The sequence below is a fragment of the Hymenobacter sp. HD11105 genome (assembly GCF_054051685.1).
Genome location: NZ_JBSWBR010000004.1, coordinates 253,470 through 271,514, shown reverse-complemented (window position 1 = coordinate 271,514; position 18,045 = coordinate 253,470). Strand labels below are relative to the sequence as shown.

Sequence of the window (18,045 nt, the reverse complement as noted above, 5' to 3'; positions counted from 1 at the left end):
GGTATAGAAAGAGAATTCTCAATTTTATCTTGAGTATGCACATCCTTTTTATTGTTCCTTATCCATTCGGCCGGGCGCCTTCACAGCGCTTTCGTTTCGAGCAGTATTTAAATTTTCTGGCGGAAGCTGGTCATACTTATCGCCTAGCGCCTTTTATTTCAGAAGCAACTTGGCAAATTCTTTATAAGCCTGGACATACGCTAGCTAAGGCAACTGGAATTCTGGGAGGCTTTTTTCGCCGATTATGGCTGCTGCTCTCAGTGTCTTCCTATGACTTCGTCTTTATCCATCGGGAAGCTTCGCCCATCGGTCCACCAATATTTGAGTGGTTGATTGCAAAGGTCATGAGAAAGAAGCTCATCTATGATTTTGATGATGCTATTTGGATACCAAATACCTCGGAGGCAAATAAGATTGTTGCGGGAGTGAAGTGGCATCATAAAGTAGGGAATATCTGCCGCTGGGCGTTCAAGGTAAGCTGCGGTAACGCATACCTATGCGAGTATGCTAGTCAATTCAATAAACGAGCAGTTGTGAACCCCACTACTATAGATACCCTGCACTTGCACAACCAAGTGCGCGACCAGCGTACAGCTGGCCGCCTTATTATTGGCTGGACGGGCACTCATTCGACACTGAAGTATTTAAACCAAGTAGTGCCCGTCTTGGCTGAGCTAGAGACTCGCTACGATTTTGAATTTCGAGTTATTTCTAATCAGCCCCCCCAGCTTCCTCTACGCTCGCTATATTTCCAACCTTGGAACAAAGCCACCGAGATTCCAGACTTGGCAAGCCTACACGTGGGGCTCATGCCTCTAGAGGATGACCCTTGGGCTAAAGGAAAATGTGCATTTAAAGCCCTGCAATACATGGCTTTGGGAATCCCTGCTGTTGTATCACCAGTTGGAATGAACACAGAAGTTGTGCAGCAAGGTCGCAATGGCTACGTATGTGCCACACAAAAAGAATGGCGAGAAGCGCTAGAGACGCTTTTAGAAAATGCGGAATTGCGTATAGGCTTAGGCGAAGCCGCTCGAAACACCGTTGTAGGGCGTTATTCGGTATTAGCTAATAAGCAGAATTTTCTTGATTTATTTCGCCTTTGATATCTCAAGTAACTAGGTTGTTGCAAGTACTTTGCGCCGACGAGGAAACACAGCTTTTTTAGCTTGAGCCTGTAAGATATAAAGTGCAGCCAAGTAAAAGGGCATAAGCGGAATTTTATAACGCACCAATGTGCCGAAGTTTCCACTATTAGTACCTACACCGATACCAAATATTATTGTAAATATTAAGCAGAAAGAAAGCACTGGAGTCGAACTAATTAACTTTAGAGAACGCATAGCGCCTGTGCGAAATAAAATACGCAAGGTAAGCCAAGCAAACCATAAGGCTTCTAGTGCTGAAAGCAGCATAACTGGGTTGCGTGCCTCCCACAGAAATGGACGGTATAAAGACACAATAATAGCCTGAGGAGCAACTGCAATAATGCTACCTACGCTACCGTCAATGTCCCCAATATTATATCCTGACCCCTCTTCCTTTGTACGATTATAGAGCGCATTTTGAGTAATACGAGTGCGCTCTCCGATATTATCTACGTCGAAGCGTTCATCGCCTTCAGTTAAGTTAGAAGCTCCTAAATAACCTGCTGCAGCTCCGATAATAATAAAAAATGGCTTGAGAATATTACGGAGCAATGCACTACGAATACGCTGATTATTCTCATTGAAAACCCAAAATAAAGCTGGGGCTAAGAAAGACATGAGAATATACACCTTCATCATAATTAGGAAATATGCTCCTAGCCCACCCAAAATAGCTGATAAAATTAAATTTCGCTTTTCAATAAGACCGTGATAGAAGCCGTAAAATACCCAACCAAGAGCACCTAAACATAAGGAGTCCTTCATAAGGCCGGAACCCCAAAAGAATACTGAGGGAAGAAAAAATACAGCTATAGCTAATTGCTTATATGCGAGTGGATAAATACGTAAAAAAGTTTGGTACATAGCCCACATTCCTGCGAAGCTAGTTGCAGCAAAAAATAATGCTATAATACTATAGGTGTTAAAGCAAAGTAGCCCAAATGCAGCAGCTATCCGAGCTGTAAAAAACTCTGGATTATTACCATGGTCTGCTCCATACCAAAACATGCGAGCCGCGTACTTTGTCAGACTTGGATCATATGAAGTAGTAGTAAGCAAATTTAAGCCGCTGGAAAATGAGTCGGCGAATGCATCTCGAATAACTGTAGTGTGGTAGAAGTAGTTAAATGTGTCTCCGCCCCCGTAATAAAATTGATAAATTAGACCTAAGGCAATAGCACCTAGAAATTTAAGTGTAAGAGCCGGAATGAAGTATTTTTTTGTAAAAGCATTAGTGTATTTGGAGCGCACCGCATAAGCTATGACATAAAAAATACCAAGGTAGAGAGGTGTAAGAAAAAGGTCTTTTAGCTCCATTAATATGTGCGCAGTCCGCCTAAATTTTGTTTTTCTTTAAGTACGCTTTGGCTTCCCGGAATTGTTCCGATTTATGATCGGCTTTGTCGCGTACTACTTCGTAGTAGCGGCGGGCGGCGGCAATGTCAGGGGTTTTGGCCGCTATGCGGGCTAGGTTAAAGTTGGCATAGACGTAGAAGCCACCACTAGTTTCATCGGTGCTTTCAGCAAATACAATGCAACGCTGATAATAATCTTGCGCTTTTTCGAGGTCTTTATACTTGTTTTGCATAAGCCACCCTAAAAAATAGGTGGCATAGCGTCCGCTGATGCCTTCGTAGCCCGGCATGCCGCGATTGAGCTTATCTAAAATATCGCGGCTCACACGCTCACACTCACGAAAATCCCCTTCGTTGAAGCAAAGTAGGGCATAAAAGCGCTGGAAATAACCATTGTCAGGATAGTTACTGGCTAGGTAACGCGCAACCGGCATAGACACGGCTGGCTTATTTTCCTCATTATTTAAAATGCGCATGAGGAAAAACTTAGCTTCTGTGCCGGTATAAAAACCGTTATCAGCTACGTTTTTTAACTGCTGAAGTCCTAGTTCTCTATTCCCTTTTGGGAAAAATAGCAGGACTGGACGCAGCAAAGGATATTCTTCCGAAATCCAGACAGCGTAATAGTTGAATAGCGCTTGGCCAAAAAGAAACTCGGGGCTCAAGCCATTGGCCTCCTTGCTTTTCTCCAGATACTCGAGGGCTCGTTTGCTACTCACGGTCGCTTTTCGCCAGTTAGCTCGCTCAGCGTTCAGGCGGGCATCAAAGCCATAGGCTGCGGAGAGGAAAAAGCAGGCTTCGTAGTTTTTAGGATCGGCTTTGTAGAGCTTCTCACCATAGGTAATGGCCGTATCCATGTAAGCAAAGAATATGCGGTCGTATTGCTTGCTCTGGACATTGGTGGGTACAATTTTCCACCATGTATTTAAGCCCAGGAGAAAATAAGGCATGGGGTGCTGCGGATAGCGCCGCCGCAATGAGCGAAATTGTTTCTCCGCTTTATCGTACTTGAAGTTGTAGAGATTCTGTACCGCTCCATCCAGCTCGGTCTGAATATCCTTATCCAGGAGCAGCCAACCTTTGGTGTTGGCTGTTGGGAGTACATCTACGTTGTCTACCTCTATGGTACGGATAGGAGCGGGGGTGCGTGTGCTGTCCTTCTTTTGCGCCCACGCTCCAGTCGCTACAAAAAGAAGTAAGAGGATAAATCGAAGTTCTCGGATCATGAGGGTGTGCTACTGCAGTTATCGGCCAAGCTTACATTTACCAGCGGCTGGATGATAAGAGGGCTAAAGTATGGCTTTTATCCTAGTTTTGGGCGAACAACATAGCACTTATGCATCTGTTACGAACCTTATGTGAGATTCAGGCGCCTTCCGGCAACGAAGCTCCTCTGACTGAATTTCTGCTAGACTACATCAATCAAAATCAGGTTGGTTGGCGAACACAGCCACTTATAAAACGCGGAGAAGGGTGGCAAGATTGCGTATTGTTAGTATTTGGAACTCCTCGAACAGCGGTATTTGCCCATCTCGACAGCATTGGTTTTACTGTACGCTATGGCCGCCAACTGGTGCGTATTGGCGGACCACAAGTCGAAACTGGTTACCGGTTAGTAGGTCACGACACGCAAGGTGACATTGAATGTACTCTAGTCGTTGACGACGAAACGGGTGAATTAAGCTATGAGTTCACTCGCGACATTGAGCGGGGCACAGAGCTGACATTTGCTTGCAACTTCCGTGAAACGTCTGATACCGTGCAGTCTTGCTACCTCGACAATCGGCTGGGAGTCTGGAATGCCTTGCGGCTAGCCGAGACGCTGGAGCATGGTATTCTGGCTTTTGGTTGCTGGGAAGAGCATGGTGGGGGATCTGTGACCTATTTGGCTAACTATATCTACGAAACCTACGGGGTACGGCAGGCCTTGATTTCAGATATAACCTGGGTAACCGAAGGCGTACATGCCGGGCAAGGAGTAGCGATTTCCTTACGCGACTCGCTGATACCGCGCCGCTCTTATGTGGAGCGTATCCGCCGGATTGCGGCCGCATCGGGCATTCCGCACCAACTGGAAGTAGAAGGAAGCGGTGGCTCGGACGCAAAGGAGTTACAGCATAGCGCTCAGCCCTGGGATTGGTGCTTTGTAGGAGCCCCTGAGGACAATGTGCACTCACCTGATGAGATTGTAGATAAGCGCGACATTGCCAGCATGCTAGCATTATATAAGGTGCTGATGCAGGAGCTGTGAAACTGCCTGCGAATGATAAAAAAGCCCCCCAGACGAATGCTGGGGGGCTTTTTTTGCGTGTATGGTTTCCTGCATTAAAGCAAACTCAGAAAAGCAACAGAAAGGGGATGGGCAGTCAGGCAAATGTGGAGCTACAGTTTTATGGGCTTAGAACTTGAGGATTAGGTAATAAACTCTATTTTACCCACCCAAACTTCATCCTTCAACCCTAACCCAACCTTCTCACTCCCGCTTCTATGATGGAAATTCTTTACGTAGCCCCTGCACTGGGCGTGCTGGCCCTATTGTACACGTGGTTGCGCTCGGGCTGGGTAGCCCGGCAAGATGCCGGCGACGAACGCATGCGCACGATTGCCGGCTACATCGCCGATGGCGCCATTGCATTTCTTAAAGCTGAATACAAGGTGCTGGCTTTATTCGCTCTCATTGCCTGCGCCTTTCTAGGCTACTTGGGCACTACAGGCGAAAAGTCGAGTCCCGTTATTGTGATTGCCTTTTTAATTGGCGCTGTATTTTCGGCGCTCGCGGGGTTCATTGGGATGAAGATTGCCACTAAGGCTAATGTGCGCACGGCTCAGGCCGCTCGTACTAGCTTGTCGAAGGCGCTGAACGTGTCCTTCTCGGGTGGTTCGGTGATGGGCATGGGCGTGGCTGGCTTGGCAGTATTAGGGCTGGGGTCGCTGTTCATTGTGTTCTACAACATGTTTGTGCTGAGCAAAGGCGGTGGGGCCAATGGAATTGAGATGGAAACTGCCCTAGAAGTGCTGACAGGCTTTTCATTGGGGGCCGAAAGCATTGCGCTGTTTGCACGCGTTGGTGGTGGTATTTATACCAAAGCCGCCGACGTCGGGGCAGATTTGGTGGGTAAAGTAGAAGCGGGAATTCCTGAAGATGATCCTCGCAACCCCGCTACGATTGCCGACAACGTAGGGGATAACGTAGGTGACGTAGCTGGTATGGGCGCTGACCTATTTGGCTCATATGTAGCTACCATTCTGGCCACTATGGTGCTGGGCCGAGAGGTAGCCGCGACAAATGACCAGTTCAATGGCCTTTCGCCTATTATCCTGCCTATGGTGATTGCTGGTATCGGCATTATCTCTTCGTTAATAGGAATCTTGACAGTGCGGGTGAAGGAAGGCGGCAACGTGCAGGGCGCTTTGAACTTTGGCAACTACGTGTCAGTGGTGCTGACGGCTGTTTCATCCTATTTCTTAGTGCGCTGGATGCTGCCCGCAGGCGAACTGGTTATTAACCGTCCGGGCTCTATTCCCTTTGACTCGATGGACGTGTTTTATGCCATCCTAGTAGGCTTAGTGGTCGGTACACTGATGAGTATTATCACAGAGTACTACACAGCTATGGGCAAGCGGCCCGTCATGAGCATTGTGCAGCAAAGCAGCACTGGCCACGCTACCACTGTCATTGGCGGCTTAGCTGTGGGCATGGAGTCAACGGTACTGCCGATTCTAGTATTGGCAGCGGGTATCGTGCTCAGCTTTGAGTTTGCGGGCCTATACGGCGTGGCCATTGCCGCGGCTGGTATGATGGCAACCACTGCTATGCAACTCGCCATTGATGCCTTCGGGCCCATTGCCGATAACGCAGGCGGTATTGCTGAAATGAGCGAACTCCCAAAGGAAGTGCGTGAGCGTACGGACATTTTGGATGCAGTAGGTAACACTACTGCTGCCACCGGAAAGGGCTTTGCGATTGCCTCCGCCGCGCTGACTTCCTTGGCTCTGTTTGCGGCCTTTATGGGTACAGCTAATATTTCCAGCATCGACATCAGTAATGCGCGGGTACTGGCGGGCTTGTTTGTAGGCGGCATGATTCCCTTTATCTTCTCCGCCTTGGCTATCTCGGCCGTAGGAAGGGCCGCAATGGCTATGGTACAGGAAGTGCGTCGGCAGTTTCGCGAGATTCCCGGCATCATGGAAGGTACGGGTCGTCCAGAGTATGAGAAATGCGTAGCCATTTCCACTCAGGCAGCTATCCGGGAGATGATGCTGCCCGGCGCTATTGCGCTCATCGTGCCCATTATTGTTGGCTTTGCCTTCGGACCAGAGGTGCTGGGGGGCTTATTAGCTGGCGTTACCGTTTCGGGTGTGCTGATGGCCATGTTCCAAAGCAACGCGGGCGGCGCCTGGGATAACGCTAAGAAGTCGTTTGAAAAGGGTGTAATGGTGAATGGCAAGATGGAGTTCAAAGGCTCGGATGCCCACAAAGCGTCCGTAACTGGTGATACTGTAGGCGACCCGTTTAAAGACACTTCGGGTCCTTCCATGAACATTCTGATCAAGCTGATGAGTATTGTGTCGCTGGTAATTGCCCCCCACATTGCCGTCACGGATGGTGTCGTGCGTCGGGGTGTGGCGCCGGTTGAGCCTAAGCCCATTGAGCAGGTTATACAACCTAAAGTGCGTTATGCCGAACTAGCGCCCACCGCTGCCAAAGCAGTATTCACGTTGTGGCGGCATACTCAGTAACGCATTGATTTACTACGCTTAGCTTAGGCGGGAAGGTAGTTAGAGGCTCAGGTAAGCTACTGTTAAGCGCGCCTAATACATCACTCCCAGTAAGTCACGGTGCAAAAGCAGCCTCTTCGGTGCGAAGAGGCTGCTTTTTTTTGTCCTACCTTTGGCCCTCCCTTCGCCCGGTTTACAACCTCGCCCGGTATGCCCCACTCCGTTATCTCGCTGCACAACAAGCAGTTTGCCCCTTACCTCACCTCTGAACAATTGGCAACTGCCGTGCGGGAGCTAGCCGCCCGCCTAAACGCTGATTACGCCGATAAGACACCGCTCTTCGTGGCTGTGCTCAATGGCTCGTTCATGTTCGCCTCCGATTTGATGAAGGAACTGACGATTGACTGCGAGATTTCCTTTGTCAAGATGGCTTCGTATGAGGGCACCAGCAGCACGGGTAAGGTTAGAGAACTGCTGGGGCTGCGTGAAGAAGCGCAGGGTCGGCACCTCGTTATTCTGGAAGATATCGTGGATACGGGCCATACAATTCGGGCCTTGCTCGACGTGCTGGGGGGCAAAAACCCAGCTTCCCTCGAAGTAGCCTGTTTGCTCATCAAGCCCGAGTGCTTGCAGCATGAGCTGGCCGTTCGCTATTCGGCGCTTTCAATTCCCAACGAGTTTGTAGTAGGCTATGGCCTTGATTATGACGGCTTAGGTCGCAATTACCCCGATCTGTATAAGGCGTTGTAATCTGACTCCTTCGGCCTACTTTTGCCCCCCGCCGTATGGGTCACTTTGTTTCTGATTCACTATCTTTCCCAACACCGTCTTTTCTTTTCCCTGCGAAACTCCTCGCTCTATGCTCAATATCGTGCTCTTCGGCCCGCCCGGCGCCGGCAAAGGAACGCAAAGTCAGAAGTTAATTGCCCGTTATAATCTGGTACACCTCTCGACCGGCGACCTGCTCCGCTCTCAAATCACGCAAGGCACCGATCTGGGCCTGCGTGCCAAAAAGCTTATGGATGAAGGCCTGTTGGTGCCCGATGAAGTGGTAATTGGCATGATTGAGAGCCAACTGGCCAACAACACGACTGCTGCGGGTTTTATCTTCGACGGCTTCCCACGCACCGTGCCTCAGGCCCAAAGCCTGGATGAGCTGATGATACGCTACGACACGGGCGTATCGTGCATGATAGCGCTGGAAGTAGCAGAGGAAGAACTGGTGACGCGTCTGCTAGAGCGGGGCAAAACCAGCGGCCGACCCGATGACCAGGACGAAGCCAAGATTCGTCGTCGGGTGAACGTGTACAACACTGAAACTGCCCAAGTGGCAGGCTACTACGCTGAGCAACAGAAGTTTCACGCTTTAAATGGCATTGGTGCTATTGAAGAAATATTTACTCAGATCTGCGAAATTATCGACCAAAAGCAGCCCGCACCTTCGCTCTCTAATGGGCAACAGGCAGCTGACGAAGTAAAAGCGTAACTTTGTAGGTACAACTGCCTTATCTGTCATCCTCAACGGACGGCCCGAAGCAAGGATCTTATCACGTTAGAACGGTTGTTATACCAACGACTTGTGCTTTTGTGAAAAGCTCTTTCTTCGGGCCGTCCGTTGAGGATGACAGATGTTTTTTGGGCTATCCGCAGTACTCTTACTTCATCACCAGTGGCTTCTAATAATTTCATCGATTACGTTAAAGTCTGCTGCCGTTCGGGCAAAGGCGGCGCAGGTTCTTCTCATTTCTTTCGGGCCAAGGGCTTGCCTAACGGTGGTCCCGATGGTGGCGATGGTGGCCGTGGGGGGCATATTATTCTGGAAGGCAACTCCCAACTTTGGACTTTGCTGCACCTGCAGTATAAGAAGCACATAATTGCTGGCCACGGCGAAGGCGGGGCCGAAAGCTTGCGCAGTGGTGCGCAGGGCGAGGATGTAATTCTGCAAGTTCCTCTGGGTACCATCGCCCGCGACGCTGAAACCGGAGAGAAAAAAGTGGAAATCACGGAGCATGGACAGCGAATAATTCTTACGCCCGGCGGACGCGGTGGCCTCGGCAACGACCATTTCAAATCGGCTACTAACCAGGCGCCCACCTATGCTCAGCCCGGCGAGCCCGGCATTGAGGAGTGGGTTATATTGGAGCTTAAGCTGCTGGCTGACGTCGGGCTAGTTGGCTTCCCAAATGCGGGCAAAAGCACGTTGCTGTCGGTGGTATCGGCGGCTAAGCCTAAAATTGCCGATTACGCTTTCACAACGCTAGTGCCGAATCTGGGGGTAGTTGCTTACCGCGATTACAAGTCCTTCGTGATGGCCGATATTCCAGGTATCATCGAAGGAGCCGCTGAAGGCCGTGGTCTGGGTACGCGTTTTCTCAAGCACATCGAGCGCAACTCCATGCTGCTCTTTATGATTTCGGTGGATAGCAATGATATTGCTGCCGAGTATCAGATATTGGTCAATGAGCTGACGCAGTTTAATCCAGAGCTACTGGAAAAGCGCCGCATATTGGCCATTACCAAAGCTGACCTCATCGACGACGAGCTAGAAGCCGAAATTCGGGCCACGCTGCCGACTGACTTGCCGAGCGTGTTCATCTCCAGCCTAGCAAACAAAAATATTCAGCGGCTGAAGGATATGATTTGGCAAGAGCTGACTGCGGAGTAAAGCGAAGTGTTGTTACCTGCTCCGAGAAATCGGTATCAGCACTATTACTGCCGATGGCTACGTATACGCTAAGTCATTCAATGATCGGGGGTAGTACGACTTTGAAATCCTGTTACTACCAACGAACGCTCAACTGAACTAAACACGGCTATTCCGAAGTTTCAGTGCCACTATGGCAGCCCTACTGCCTTTGGCAAACTCCTTGTCTTCGCTTCTTGCCAACCGGCTAAAATGTAGTGAAAAACCCGTTTCGACGAATATTCGATAAGATGGCTGACGATAATAACGTACCGCAGGACGACAACTTGACCGTTGATCCCGACCAGGTAGCTGGCGAAATGGCTGATGGTGAGGCTACAGTAGCAACTGATACTGAAAATGCTCCCCAGCAAGAAGCTACCAAGACGGAGACTGAGCTTGCGGAGCTAAAAGATAAATACTTGCGCTTGGCAGCCGAGTTTGACAACTACAAACGCCGCACTGCCAAGGAGCGCTCCGACTTGTTTAAATCTGCCAATCAGGAACTGATGGCGGTGTTGCTGCCCGTACTCGACGACTTTGAGCGCGCCCGCACCCACACCCAAGCGTCGGAGGACGTGCAAGTGGTGCGCGAGAGCGTAGACATCATCTACAACAAGCTGGTAAAGACGCTTCAGCAGAAGGGTTTGACGGCTATGGAGACCAAAGGCGGCGGCTTCGACCCTGACTTGCATGAAGCAATTACCCAAATTCCGGCTCCCACAGAGGAGTTGAAGGGCAAGGTGGTTGACGAAGTGGAGAAGGGCTATTATTTAGGTGATAAAGTAATCCGCCACGCCAAGGTGGTGCTGGGCCAGTAAACGACGCACGTACTAAAGATTATGGCGCAGAAGCGAGATTATTACGAGGTGTTGGACGTAGCCAAAACCGCCTCGCCGGAGGAAATCAAGAAGGCCTATCGTAAGGTAGCCATCAAGTTTCACCCCGATAAAAACCCCGATGACCCAACAGCTGAAGATAAGTTCAAGGAAGCTGCTGAGGCCTACGAAGTATTGTCGGATGAGCAAAAACGCTCCCGCTATGACCGTTTCGGTCACCAGGGTGTAGGTGGCAACGGTGGCGGTCCAAACATGGAAGATATCTTCTCCCAGTTTGGCGACATTTTCGGCGGCGGTGGCTTCGAAGGCTTCTTCGGTGGTGGCCAAAGCCGCGGTGGACGCCGGGTGCGGAAAGGCTCCAACCTGCGCATCAAGCTTAAGCTTGACTTAGAGGAAGTTGCCAACGGCATCGAGAAGAAAATAAAAGTAAAGCGCTACGTAGCGTGCAATACTTGCACGGGCACGGGCGCTAAGAACGGCACCGACGTAAAGGACTGTGGCACTTGTAATGGCCAAGGCCAGGTGAAGCGCGTAGTGAACACCATGCTTGGTCAGATGGTGAGCAGCTCTACTTGCCCCACTTGCAACGGCGAAGGCAAAGTAGTAACGAGCAAGTGCGACGTATGCCACGGCGACGGACGCCAGCTTCAGGAGGAAATTATTCCGATCAATATTCCGGCGGGCGTGGCCGAGGGCATGCAGCTAAGCATGAACGGCAAAGGCAACTACCCCGAGCGTGGCGGCGTACCTGGTGACTTGCTTATTCAAATCGAGGAGGAGCCGCACGAATTGCTCAAGCGCGACGGCAACAATATCATGTTCGACCAGTACATCTCCTTCGTGGATGCTGCATTGGGCGCAAGCATTGAAGTGCCGACCATTGAAGGTAAGGTAAAAATCAAGGTCGATCCAGGCACCCAGCCAGGCAAGATTCTTCGTTTGCGCGGCAAAGGCATTAAAGACCTGAATGGCTACGGCCGCGGCGACCAGTTGATTCACATCAACGTCTGGACGCCGAAGGTGGTAAACAGCCAGGAGCGCGAGTTGCTAGAGAAATTGCGCGACGCGCAGAATTTCACGCCTAATCCGGGTAAGAATGAGAAAGGCTTCTTCGAAAAAGTGAAGGAGTATTTCCAGTAAGCTAAATTTGATTTAAGCTGTTAGCTCAAAAGCTAAAGCAGAAAAGCCCCCCAGATTTATTCTGGGGGGCTTTTTTATGCCCTCGAATGCTTGATGCCTTATTCGCAGCCTGGGAAGAAAGGAAAGAGCATAAGAACACTGTTATTCAGCCTGTACTGTTAGGATTAATAAGAACTTACAAACCCGTTTAGTAACTGTAAAATTATTTCTTTGGCCCCGTAATGCTGCCTCACAAATGGCGATATATGTAGTGTATTCTGGCTAGCTACCTTCCCTTGCCACCCGACCCATCTACTTCCGATTTTGTTGCGCTTATCAATGCGCACCAGGCCATGCTCCGACGGATTTGTCGGCTGTATTGCCCGGATGCGGACGACCAACAGGATCTGTTTCAGGAGATTGTGCTGCAGCTGTGGCGGGCGTATCCGCGCTACGAGGCGCGGGGGGCAAAAATCAGCACCTGGATGTATCGAATCGGGTTAAATGTGGCCGTGTCGGATTTGCGGCAGCGTACGCGCAAGCCTATTCCCGACCGCCTCGATCGTGCGGTGTTAGAAATAGTGCAAGCGCCGGATACTGGAACCGACTCAACAGAAATAGCGGCGCTATATAGGGCTATTGAGCGGCTGTCGGAAGTGGAAAAGGCCTTTGTGCTGCTTTATTTAGAAGAGCACACATATGAGGAAATGGCCGACATCCTGGGTATTACGCAGAATAACGTGCGGGTTAAAATGCACCGCATTCAAGACAAACTCCGCAAGATTTTTAGCAAGTCAGCGCAATGGAATTAAATGAACTACGTCAGTTGTGGAGCCACCAGGCCGAGGACGATCTGGCGCCGCTCAGTGAGCAGGGCGTAGCACGCATGGTGGCGCGCAAGTCGGGGGGCGTAATAACGCGGCTGCGCCGCAATGCGTGGTGGGAAGTAGGATGTATCGTGTACGTAATCATAGCCTTACCATTCGGTATTCGCTACTTCAACGACCAGTTTATGAAGGGCTATCTACTGGTGCTCGAGGTTTTATCGGTAGCTTTTCTTTACTACTACTATCGCAAGTTCAAGCTGCTGCGTCGGATGGACCAGGTAGAAAAGGACGTGCGAGGGCATCTGGAGGCGCTGATTATGGGTTTGCGCGGGCTGCTTACCATTTATTTGCGCCTCACACTCTGGGTTACGATTGTCGCACTGGTGGCCGTTACCTTTAATCGAGCATTTAGGCTTTCACTAAAGTATGATGGGGATAAGCTATTCTCGAGCATTGGGGTGATGCTGCTGATCATGTTTTTCGCGGGCGCAATTCTGTATTGGCTGATGCTCAAATTCACTAAATGGTATTTGCACAAGCTGTATGGGCAGCACCTTGACCGGCTGGAAAATTACTTACACGAATTGCAGGGGGAGTAAAATTTGCCCCCCAGCGAAGGACCAACTTCTAAGCATTGCTATTAATCGATACATTTAAGTTCCACAAACCTTTACACCTGCCGTGAGCAACATTTTACAAGCTATTGACGTGCACAAAGCCTACGATGCGCACGTGGCCCTGAGTGGCGTTAGCCTCGATATTCCCGAGGGCAGCATCTTTGGGTTGCTCGGTCCGAATGGGGCGGGCAAAACCTCCCTGATCCGTATTATCACCCAGATTACGGGCGCCGACTCGGGCGAAATCCGATTCAGGGGCGAGCGGCTAAATCCCAGCCACATTGCCCAAATCGGGTATCTGCCGGAGGAGCGCGGGCTGTATAAGAAAATGAAGATAGGGGAGCAGTTGCTCTATCTGGCGCAGCTCAAGGGCCTCAACAAAACTGACGCCACCAAGCGCATTAAAGCCTGGATCGACCGTCTGGACCTACGGCCTTGGGTAAGCAAAAACGTGGAGGACTTGTCGAAAGGCATGCAGCAGAAGGTGCAGTTTATTGCCACCGTGCTGCACGAGCCCAGTCTGATCATACTCGATGAGCCGTTTTCGGGCTTCGACCCAATTAATGCCAACCTGATTAAGGACGAAATTTTGGAGCTACGTCAAAAGGGCGCTACCATTATTTTCTCCACGCACCGCATGGAATCGGTGGAGGAAATGTGCGACTCCATTGCTCTGATCAACCGCTCCCGCAAAGTGCTGGATGGCCCTGTAAGGCAAATTAAGGATACTTTCAAGACGAATACTTATGAAGTAGAAGGCAAAGGCCGCCTGATGGTGCTACACCCCGACTTTGAGGTGCTGGAGCACAAGGAGCGCGAAAACGGCTTCTTCTACGATCGGATTCGCCTGCATGAGGGCGTAACCCCCAACGATTTGCTGCGCTACCTGATTGGTCACGTGGAGGTGCACGCTTTTCGGGAGCAAATCCCGAGCATCAATGAAATCTTTATTCGCCGCGTGCGCGAAACCATGCCGGAGTCTTTGGTGGAGGAGAAGGTGTAGAACGCCCGCATGCCATGCATGGCCACCTTTCTTGAGCATCAAGCAGAATCAGTATCAAAACTCTTTACTTCAATGGATAAAATCTGGCTTATCGTGCAGCGTGAGTACCTCACGCGGGTGCGCAAAAAAAGCTTTCTCATCATGACCTTTGTGGGGCCGCTCCTGATGTCGGCCCTGTTCGTGATACCGGCTGCACTGACTCAAATGGGGTCGGATGAGAAGAAAATAGTGACTGTGGCGGATGCTGGGGGGCTTTTTGCCGGCCAGTTGCCCCAAAACGAAAAGAGCGAGCTGCGCTATGTGCACGCACCCACCGACCTTGAAACTGCCAAGGCGGAATTCAAGAAAAGTAAGAACTCAGCCTTACTCTACATTCCGCCTTTCGACTTAGCAAACCCAACGGGAATCAAGCTATTTGGGCGCGAAAATCTCAGCCTCACCCTTCAGCTAAACATTGAGCGCATGGTGAACCGGCAGGTGGAAGCTGCTCGCCTACGCAAGTCGGGCATCGACCAGCAAGTGCTCGACAACCTCAAAGCCGACGTTGACGTGGCCACCGTAAATCTGAGCTCAGAAGGTGAGAAATCGAGCAACTCCATGGTGACATCGGGCGTGGCTTACTTCATGGCTTTTCTGATTTATCTGTTCATCTTTCTGTACGGCGTACAGATTATGCGCGGCGTAATTGAGGAGAAAACCAGCCGTATTGTAGAAGTGATTATGTCGTCGGTGAAGCCGTTTCAGCTCATGATGGGCAAGGTAATCGGCATTGCCGGCGTGGGCCTAACCCAGCTGCTACTGTGGGTAGCGCTGTCGAGTATTGTCATAACGGGCGTGTCGGCCTCTATGGGCCTGGATACGGTAGCCACTTCCCGCACTCAGCAGATGCAGACGGCCGCTCAATCGGCCGGCGCTACGCCCGTTGAGACCGAGAAAAAGACGACAGCCGTGCTCCAAACCGTTTCCGATGGCTTCGCTAATCTCAATTTGCCGCTCATCATCGGTAGCTTCCTCTTTTACTTCCTGGGGGGCTATTTGCTTTACGGTGCTTTGTTCGGGGCCATTGGGGCGGCCGTGGACAATGAAACGGACACGCAGCAGTTTATGCTGCCTATCACGATGCCGCTTATCCTCACCTTCATCGTGGCCCAGAGCGTCATGATTCGTGACCCCAACGGCCCGGTAGCGTTCTGGATGTCGATGATACCGTTCACTTCGCCCATTGCCATGGTTATCCGCATCCCCTTCGGCGGAGTCACTACGGGGCAACTCCTGCTTTCTATGGGCCTGCTGATACTCGGGTTTATCGGTACTATTTGGGTGGCCGCCCGCATTTACCGCGTGGGAATTTTGCTGTATGGTAAAAAGGTGAACTACAGAGAGTTGTCACGCTGGATGTTTTATAAAGGATAGGCGCCAAGCCATTAATTTTAGCCTAGCAAGAACTGAAATTTGCCCCCCAGCTTCCCGCCGTAACTAAACGTGGGCCAGCGCATTTCTGAAAAGCCCCGTCATTTGCCACTGTGGCAACTATGACGGGGCTTTTTGCGCCGTATGGGAACAAGATGCCCCCTATCCGACTTCCTACAACATGTCAATCGCTTTCTTAATGCGTCGCCTTCTTTTTCTGCCGGTCTTGCTTAGTCTGCTCAGCTTCCGAACCGGCGACCGGCCTGCGTATCACCTCTATACCGCCGCTGGCAAAGCCGCTAGCTACGATAAAATGCTCAAGGAGCTAGCCGAAGCCGACGTCGTGCTTTTTGGGGAGCAACACAACGACCCTATCGCGCACTGGCTACAACTGCAAGTAGCCCGCGACTTGGCACAGCGCAAAGCTGGTCAACTGGTATTAGGAATGGAAATGTTTGAGCGCGACGTACAGCCGCTGGTGGAACAGTACAATACCGGCGAGCTAGATGATAAGACCTTTGAGGAACAAAGCCGCCCCTGGCCCAATTATGCCACCGATTATAAGCCCATACTCCAGTTGGCCAGGCAGAACAAGCTGCGAGTGGTTGGGACCAACGTGCCTCGGCGCTACGCTTCTCAGGTAGCCAGAGGCAGCTTAGCTTCATTGGAAAATTTGCCCCCCAACGAGCGAGAATGGCTGGCGCCGCTGCCTATCACCGTCGATTATACCCTGCCCGGCTACGCCAACATGGCCAAGATGTTTGGCGACGCTGCTCACGGCGGCGCGGGCGCCCAAAACATCATTCAGGCCCAGGCGCTGAAAGACGCCACCATGGCCCATTTTATTCTGAAAAATCGGCAGCCCGGCCAACTATTCCTGCACCTCAACGGCAGCTACCACTCCGATAACTACGACGGCATAAACTGGTATTTGCGCCAGGCTGAGCCTAAACTGCGCATACTGACTATCTCTACCGTGTCGCAGGAGCAGCTGGGAAAGCTGGAAAAGGAGCACCAACGCAAGGCCGACTTTGTGCTGGTAGTGCCAGCCGATATGACGAAGACCTACTGATCTGCGCTTTCTAGGAGATAGGAGAATAGTGCTGGCAAAGTCGTAACTTAAGTAACGCACCGGTAGCACAGCAAGTAGTCAGGGTTATGGAAGTTAATTATCAGATGGTTGGCCTACTACTGCTCAGTGGATTAGTTAGCGCCTGCAGCGACACAAAGTCGGCCAGCAATGCTGATGCGTTGCCTAACTCCACGGTGCCTGCCACAGCTCCCAGAGATACTTGCGACGGGCCGGATACTGCCATTACCTGCTGCTTTGTGAACATGCCAACCTCCTTGACTTCGACCCTAACTATGGGTGGTCAGGATGAGCGCGGTGACCCGTTGCGCATCTCCGGCACCCTTCTCCATGCTGATGGCAAAACCCCGTATGCTGGCGTAATTCTTTACGCTTACCAAACCGACCACACGGGGCGCTACACCAAAGAAGGCAACGAAAAAGGTGTCCAGAGATGGCACGGCCGTTTGCATGGCTGGGCAAAATCAGATGCGCGGGGGCAATACACAATTCAAACCCTCCGTCCAGCGCCATACCCTGGCCGTACCGATCCAGCTCATATTCACGCGGCTATTCAAGAGCCCGGCGGACGCCCGCCGTACTATATCGCTGATTTTGTATTCAAAGATGACCCCTTGGTGACATCACGATATCTTGTATCGGTGCCGGCTGTGGGTGGCAATGGCGTAGTAGAGCTGCAGCGAACACCGACAGGTTGGGCGGGCCGCCGAGACCTTATTCTGAAGAATTAATGGTACCTGCCAGTTCTGTTTTAGCAATACCAGGCAAACAAAAAGCCTTGCTTACGCTAGGTAAGCAAGGCTTTTTGCGAGAGCTAAGAGCTTATATATTAAGTATTAAGCTGAGAACGACGAGCCGCAGCCGCAGGTGCTTTTCGCTTGCGGATTGTTGAACACAAAGCCCCGAGCGTTTAGGCCGTCCTGGAAGTCAACCTCCATGCCCAGCACGTACATCGCGTGCTTTTTGTCCATGATCAGGCGCAGACCGTCAAGGTCGTACACCTCGTCGTTGTCTTTGGGTTTGTCGAAGCCGAGCAGGTAGCTCATACCTGAGCAGCCGCCGCCCTGCACCCCGATACGCAAGCCGTACTCGGTAGGGACTTTCTTTTCTTCAATGATATTTCTGACTTCTACCAAAGCCCGCGAGGTGAGGCTAATGGGAGCAGTTTTGGTTGAAACGGCCGTTGCCATAATGAGTTCCTGGTTAAGAGAAGACTGAAGCAAAGATACGAAGCG

17 protein-coding genes are annotated in these 18,045 nt (G+C 51.0%); 14 read left to right on the top strand and 3 right to left on the bottom strand.

Annotated features, from left to right (window positions below; genetic code table 11):
* Positions 1-35 precede the first annotated feature (35 nt).
* Positions 36-1,106 (top strand): glycosyltransferase, encoded by a 1,071-nt coding sequence (locus tag ACW9KT_RS14315; protein WP_457081535.1) that lies wholly within the window; start codon positions 36-38, stop codon positions 1,104-1,106.
* Positions 1,107-1,118: 12 nt separating this feature from the next.
* Here the strand turns inward: ACW9KT_RS14315 and ACW9KT_RS14310 are convergent, their stop codons facing one another.
* Positions 1,119-2,465: a hypothetical protein gene (locus tag ACW9KT_RS14310; protein WP_457081533.1), complete on the bottom strand. Its 1,347-nt coding sequence runs from the start codon at positions 2,463-2,465 to the stop codon at positions 1,119-1,121.
* Between the two features lie 19 nt (positions 2,466-2,484).
* Positions 2,485-3,729 (bottom strand): tol-pal system protein YbgF, encoded by a 1,245-nt coding sequence (locus ACW9KT_RS14305; RefSeq protein WP_457081531.1) that lies wholly within the window; start codon positions 3,727-3,729, stop codon positions 2,485-2,487.
* A gap of 110 nt (positions 3,730-3,839) precedes the next feature.
* Between ACW9KT_RS14305 and ACW9KT_RS14300 the strand changes: the two genes are divergently transcribed.
* From ACW9KT_RS14300 to ACW9KT_RS14240, 13 genes are all read left to right on the top strand, one after another.
* The gene (locus ACW9KT_RS14300) at positions 3,840-4,754 is read left to right on the top strand and encodes a M20/M25/M40 family metallo-hydrolase (RefSeq protein WP_457081530.1); all 915 of its coding nucleotides are present in this window, start codon (positions 3,840-3,842) and stop codon (positions 4,752-4,754) included.
* A 236-nt stretch (positions 4,755-4,990) separates the two neighbouring features.
* The gene (locus ACW9KT_RS14295; RefSeq protein WP_457081528.1) at positions 4,991-7,243 is read left to right on the top strand and encodes a sodium-translocating pyrophosphatase; all 2,253 of its coding nucleotides are present in this window, start codon (positions 4,991-4,993) and stop codon (positions 7,241-7,243) included.
* 189 nt (positions 7,244-7,432) lie between these two features.
* A complete protein-coding gene (gene hpt / locus ACW9KT_RS14290; protein WP_457081526.1) occupies positions 7,433-7,972 on the top strand; it encodes a hypoxanthine phosphoribosyltransferase in 540 nt (179 codons plus the stop codon).
* Positions 7,973-8,081: 109 nt separating this feature from the next.
* A complete protein-coding gene (locus tag ACW9KT_RS14285) occupies positions 8,082-8,708 on the top strand; it encodes an adenylate kinase (RefSeq protein ID WP_457081524.1) in 627 nt (208 codons plus the stop codon).
* 183 nt (positions 8,709-8,891) lie between these two features.
* Entirely contained in the window at positions 8,892-9,887 is a 996-nt protein-coding gene (gene obgE, locus ACW9KT_RS14280) for a GTPase ObgE (protein ID WP_457081522.1), read from the top strand.
* Between the two features lie 269 nt (positions 9,888-10,156).
* Positions 10,157-10,726 (top strand): nucleotide exchange factor GrpE, encoded by a 570-nt coding sequence (locus tag ACW9KT_RS14275; protein WP_457081520.1) that lies wholly within the window; start codon positions 10,157-10,159, stop codon positions 10,724-10,726.
* Positions 10,727-10,747: 21 nt separating this feature from the next.
* Entirely contained in the window at positions 10,748-11,884 is a 1,137-nt protein-coding gene (dnaJ, locus tag ACW9KT_RS14270) for a molecular chaperone DnaJ (RefSeq protein ID WP_457081518.1), read from the top strand.
* Between the two features lie 275 nt (positions 11,885-12,159).
* The gene (locus ACW9KT_RS14265; RefSeq protein ID WP_457081516.1) at positions 12,160-12,675 is read left to right on the top strand and encodes an RNA polymerase sigma factor; all 516 of its coding nucleotides are present in this window, start codon (positions 12,160-12,162) and stop codon (positions 12,673-12,675) included.
* Complete coding sequence (locus ACW9KT_RS14260) at positions 12,666-13,289, top strand: hypothetical protein (protein WP_457081514.1); 624 nt, start codon at positions 12,666-12,668, stop codon at positions 13,287-13,289. The genes ACW9KT_RS14265 and ACW9KT_RS14260 overlap by 10 nt, the downstream gene beginning before the upstream one ends.
* A gap of 82 nt (positions 13,290-13,371) precedes the next feature.
* A complete protein-coding gene (locus ACW9KT_RS14255; RefSeq protein WP_457081512.1) occupies positions 13,372-14,310 on the top strand; it encodes an ABC transporter ATP-binding protein in 939 nt (312 codons plus the stop codon).
* 72 nt (positions 14,311-14,382) lie between these two features.
* A complete protein-coding gene (locus ACW9KT_RS14250) occupies positions 14,383-15,723 on the top strand; it encodes an ABC transporter permease (protein ID WP_457081510.1) in 1,341 nt (446 codons plus the stop codon).
* Between the two features lie 196 nt (positions 15,724-15,919).
* Entirely contained in the window at positions 15,920-16,792 is an 873-nt protein-coding gene (locus ACW9KT_RS14245; protein ID WP_457081508.1) for a ChaN family lipoprotein, read from the top strand.
* A gap of 86 nt (positions 16,793-16,878) precedes the next feature.
* Positions 16,879-17,541, top strand: a complete 663-nt coding sequence (locus tag ACW9KT_RS14240; protein WP_457081506.1) for a dioxygenase family protein — start codon at positions 16,879-16,881, stop codon at positions 17,539-17,541.
* A gap of 105 nt (positions 17,542-17,646) precedes the next feature.
* On the opposite strand, the gene ACW9KT_RS14235 is transcribed toward ACW9KT_RS14240, so the two are convergent.
* On the bottom strand, positions 17,647-18,000 hold the full coding sequence (locus ACW9KT_RS14235) for a HesB/IscA family protein (protein WP_457081504.1): 354 nt from the start codon (positions 17,998-18,000) through the stop codon (positions 17,647-17,649).
* Positions 18,001-18,045 lie beyond the last annotated feature (45 nt).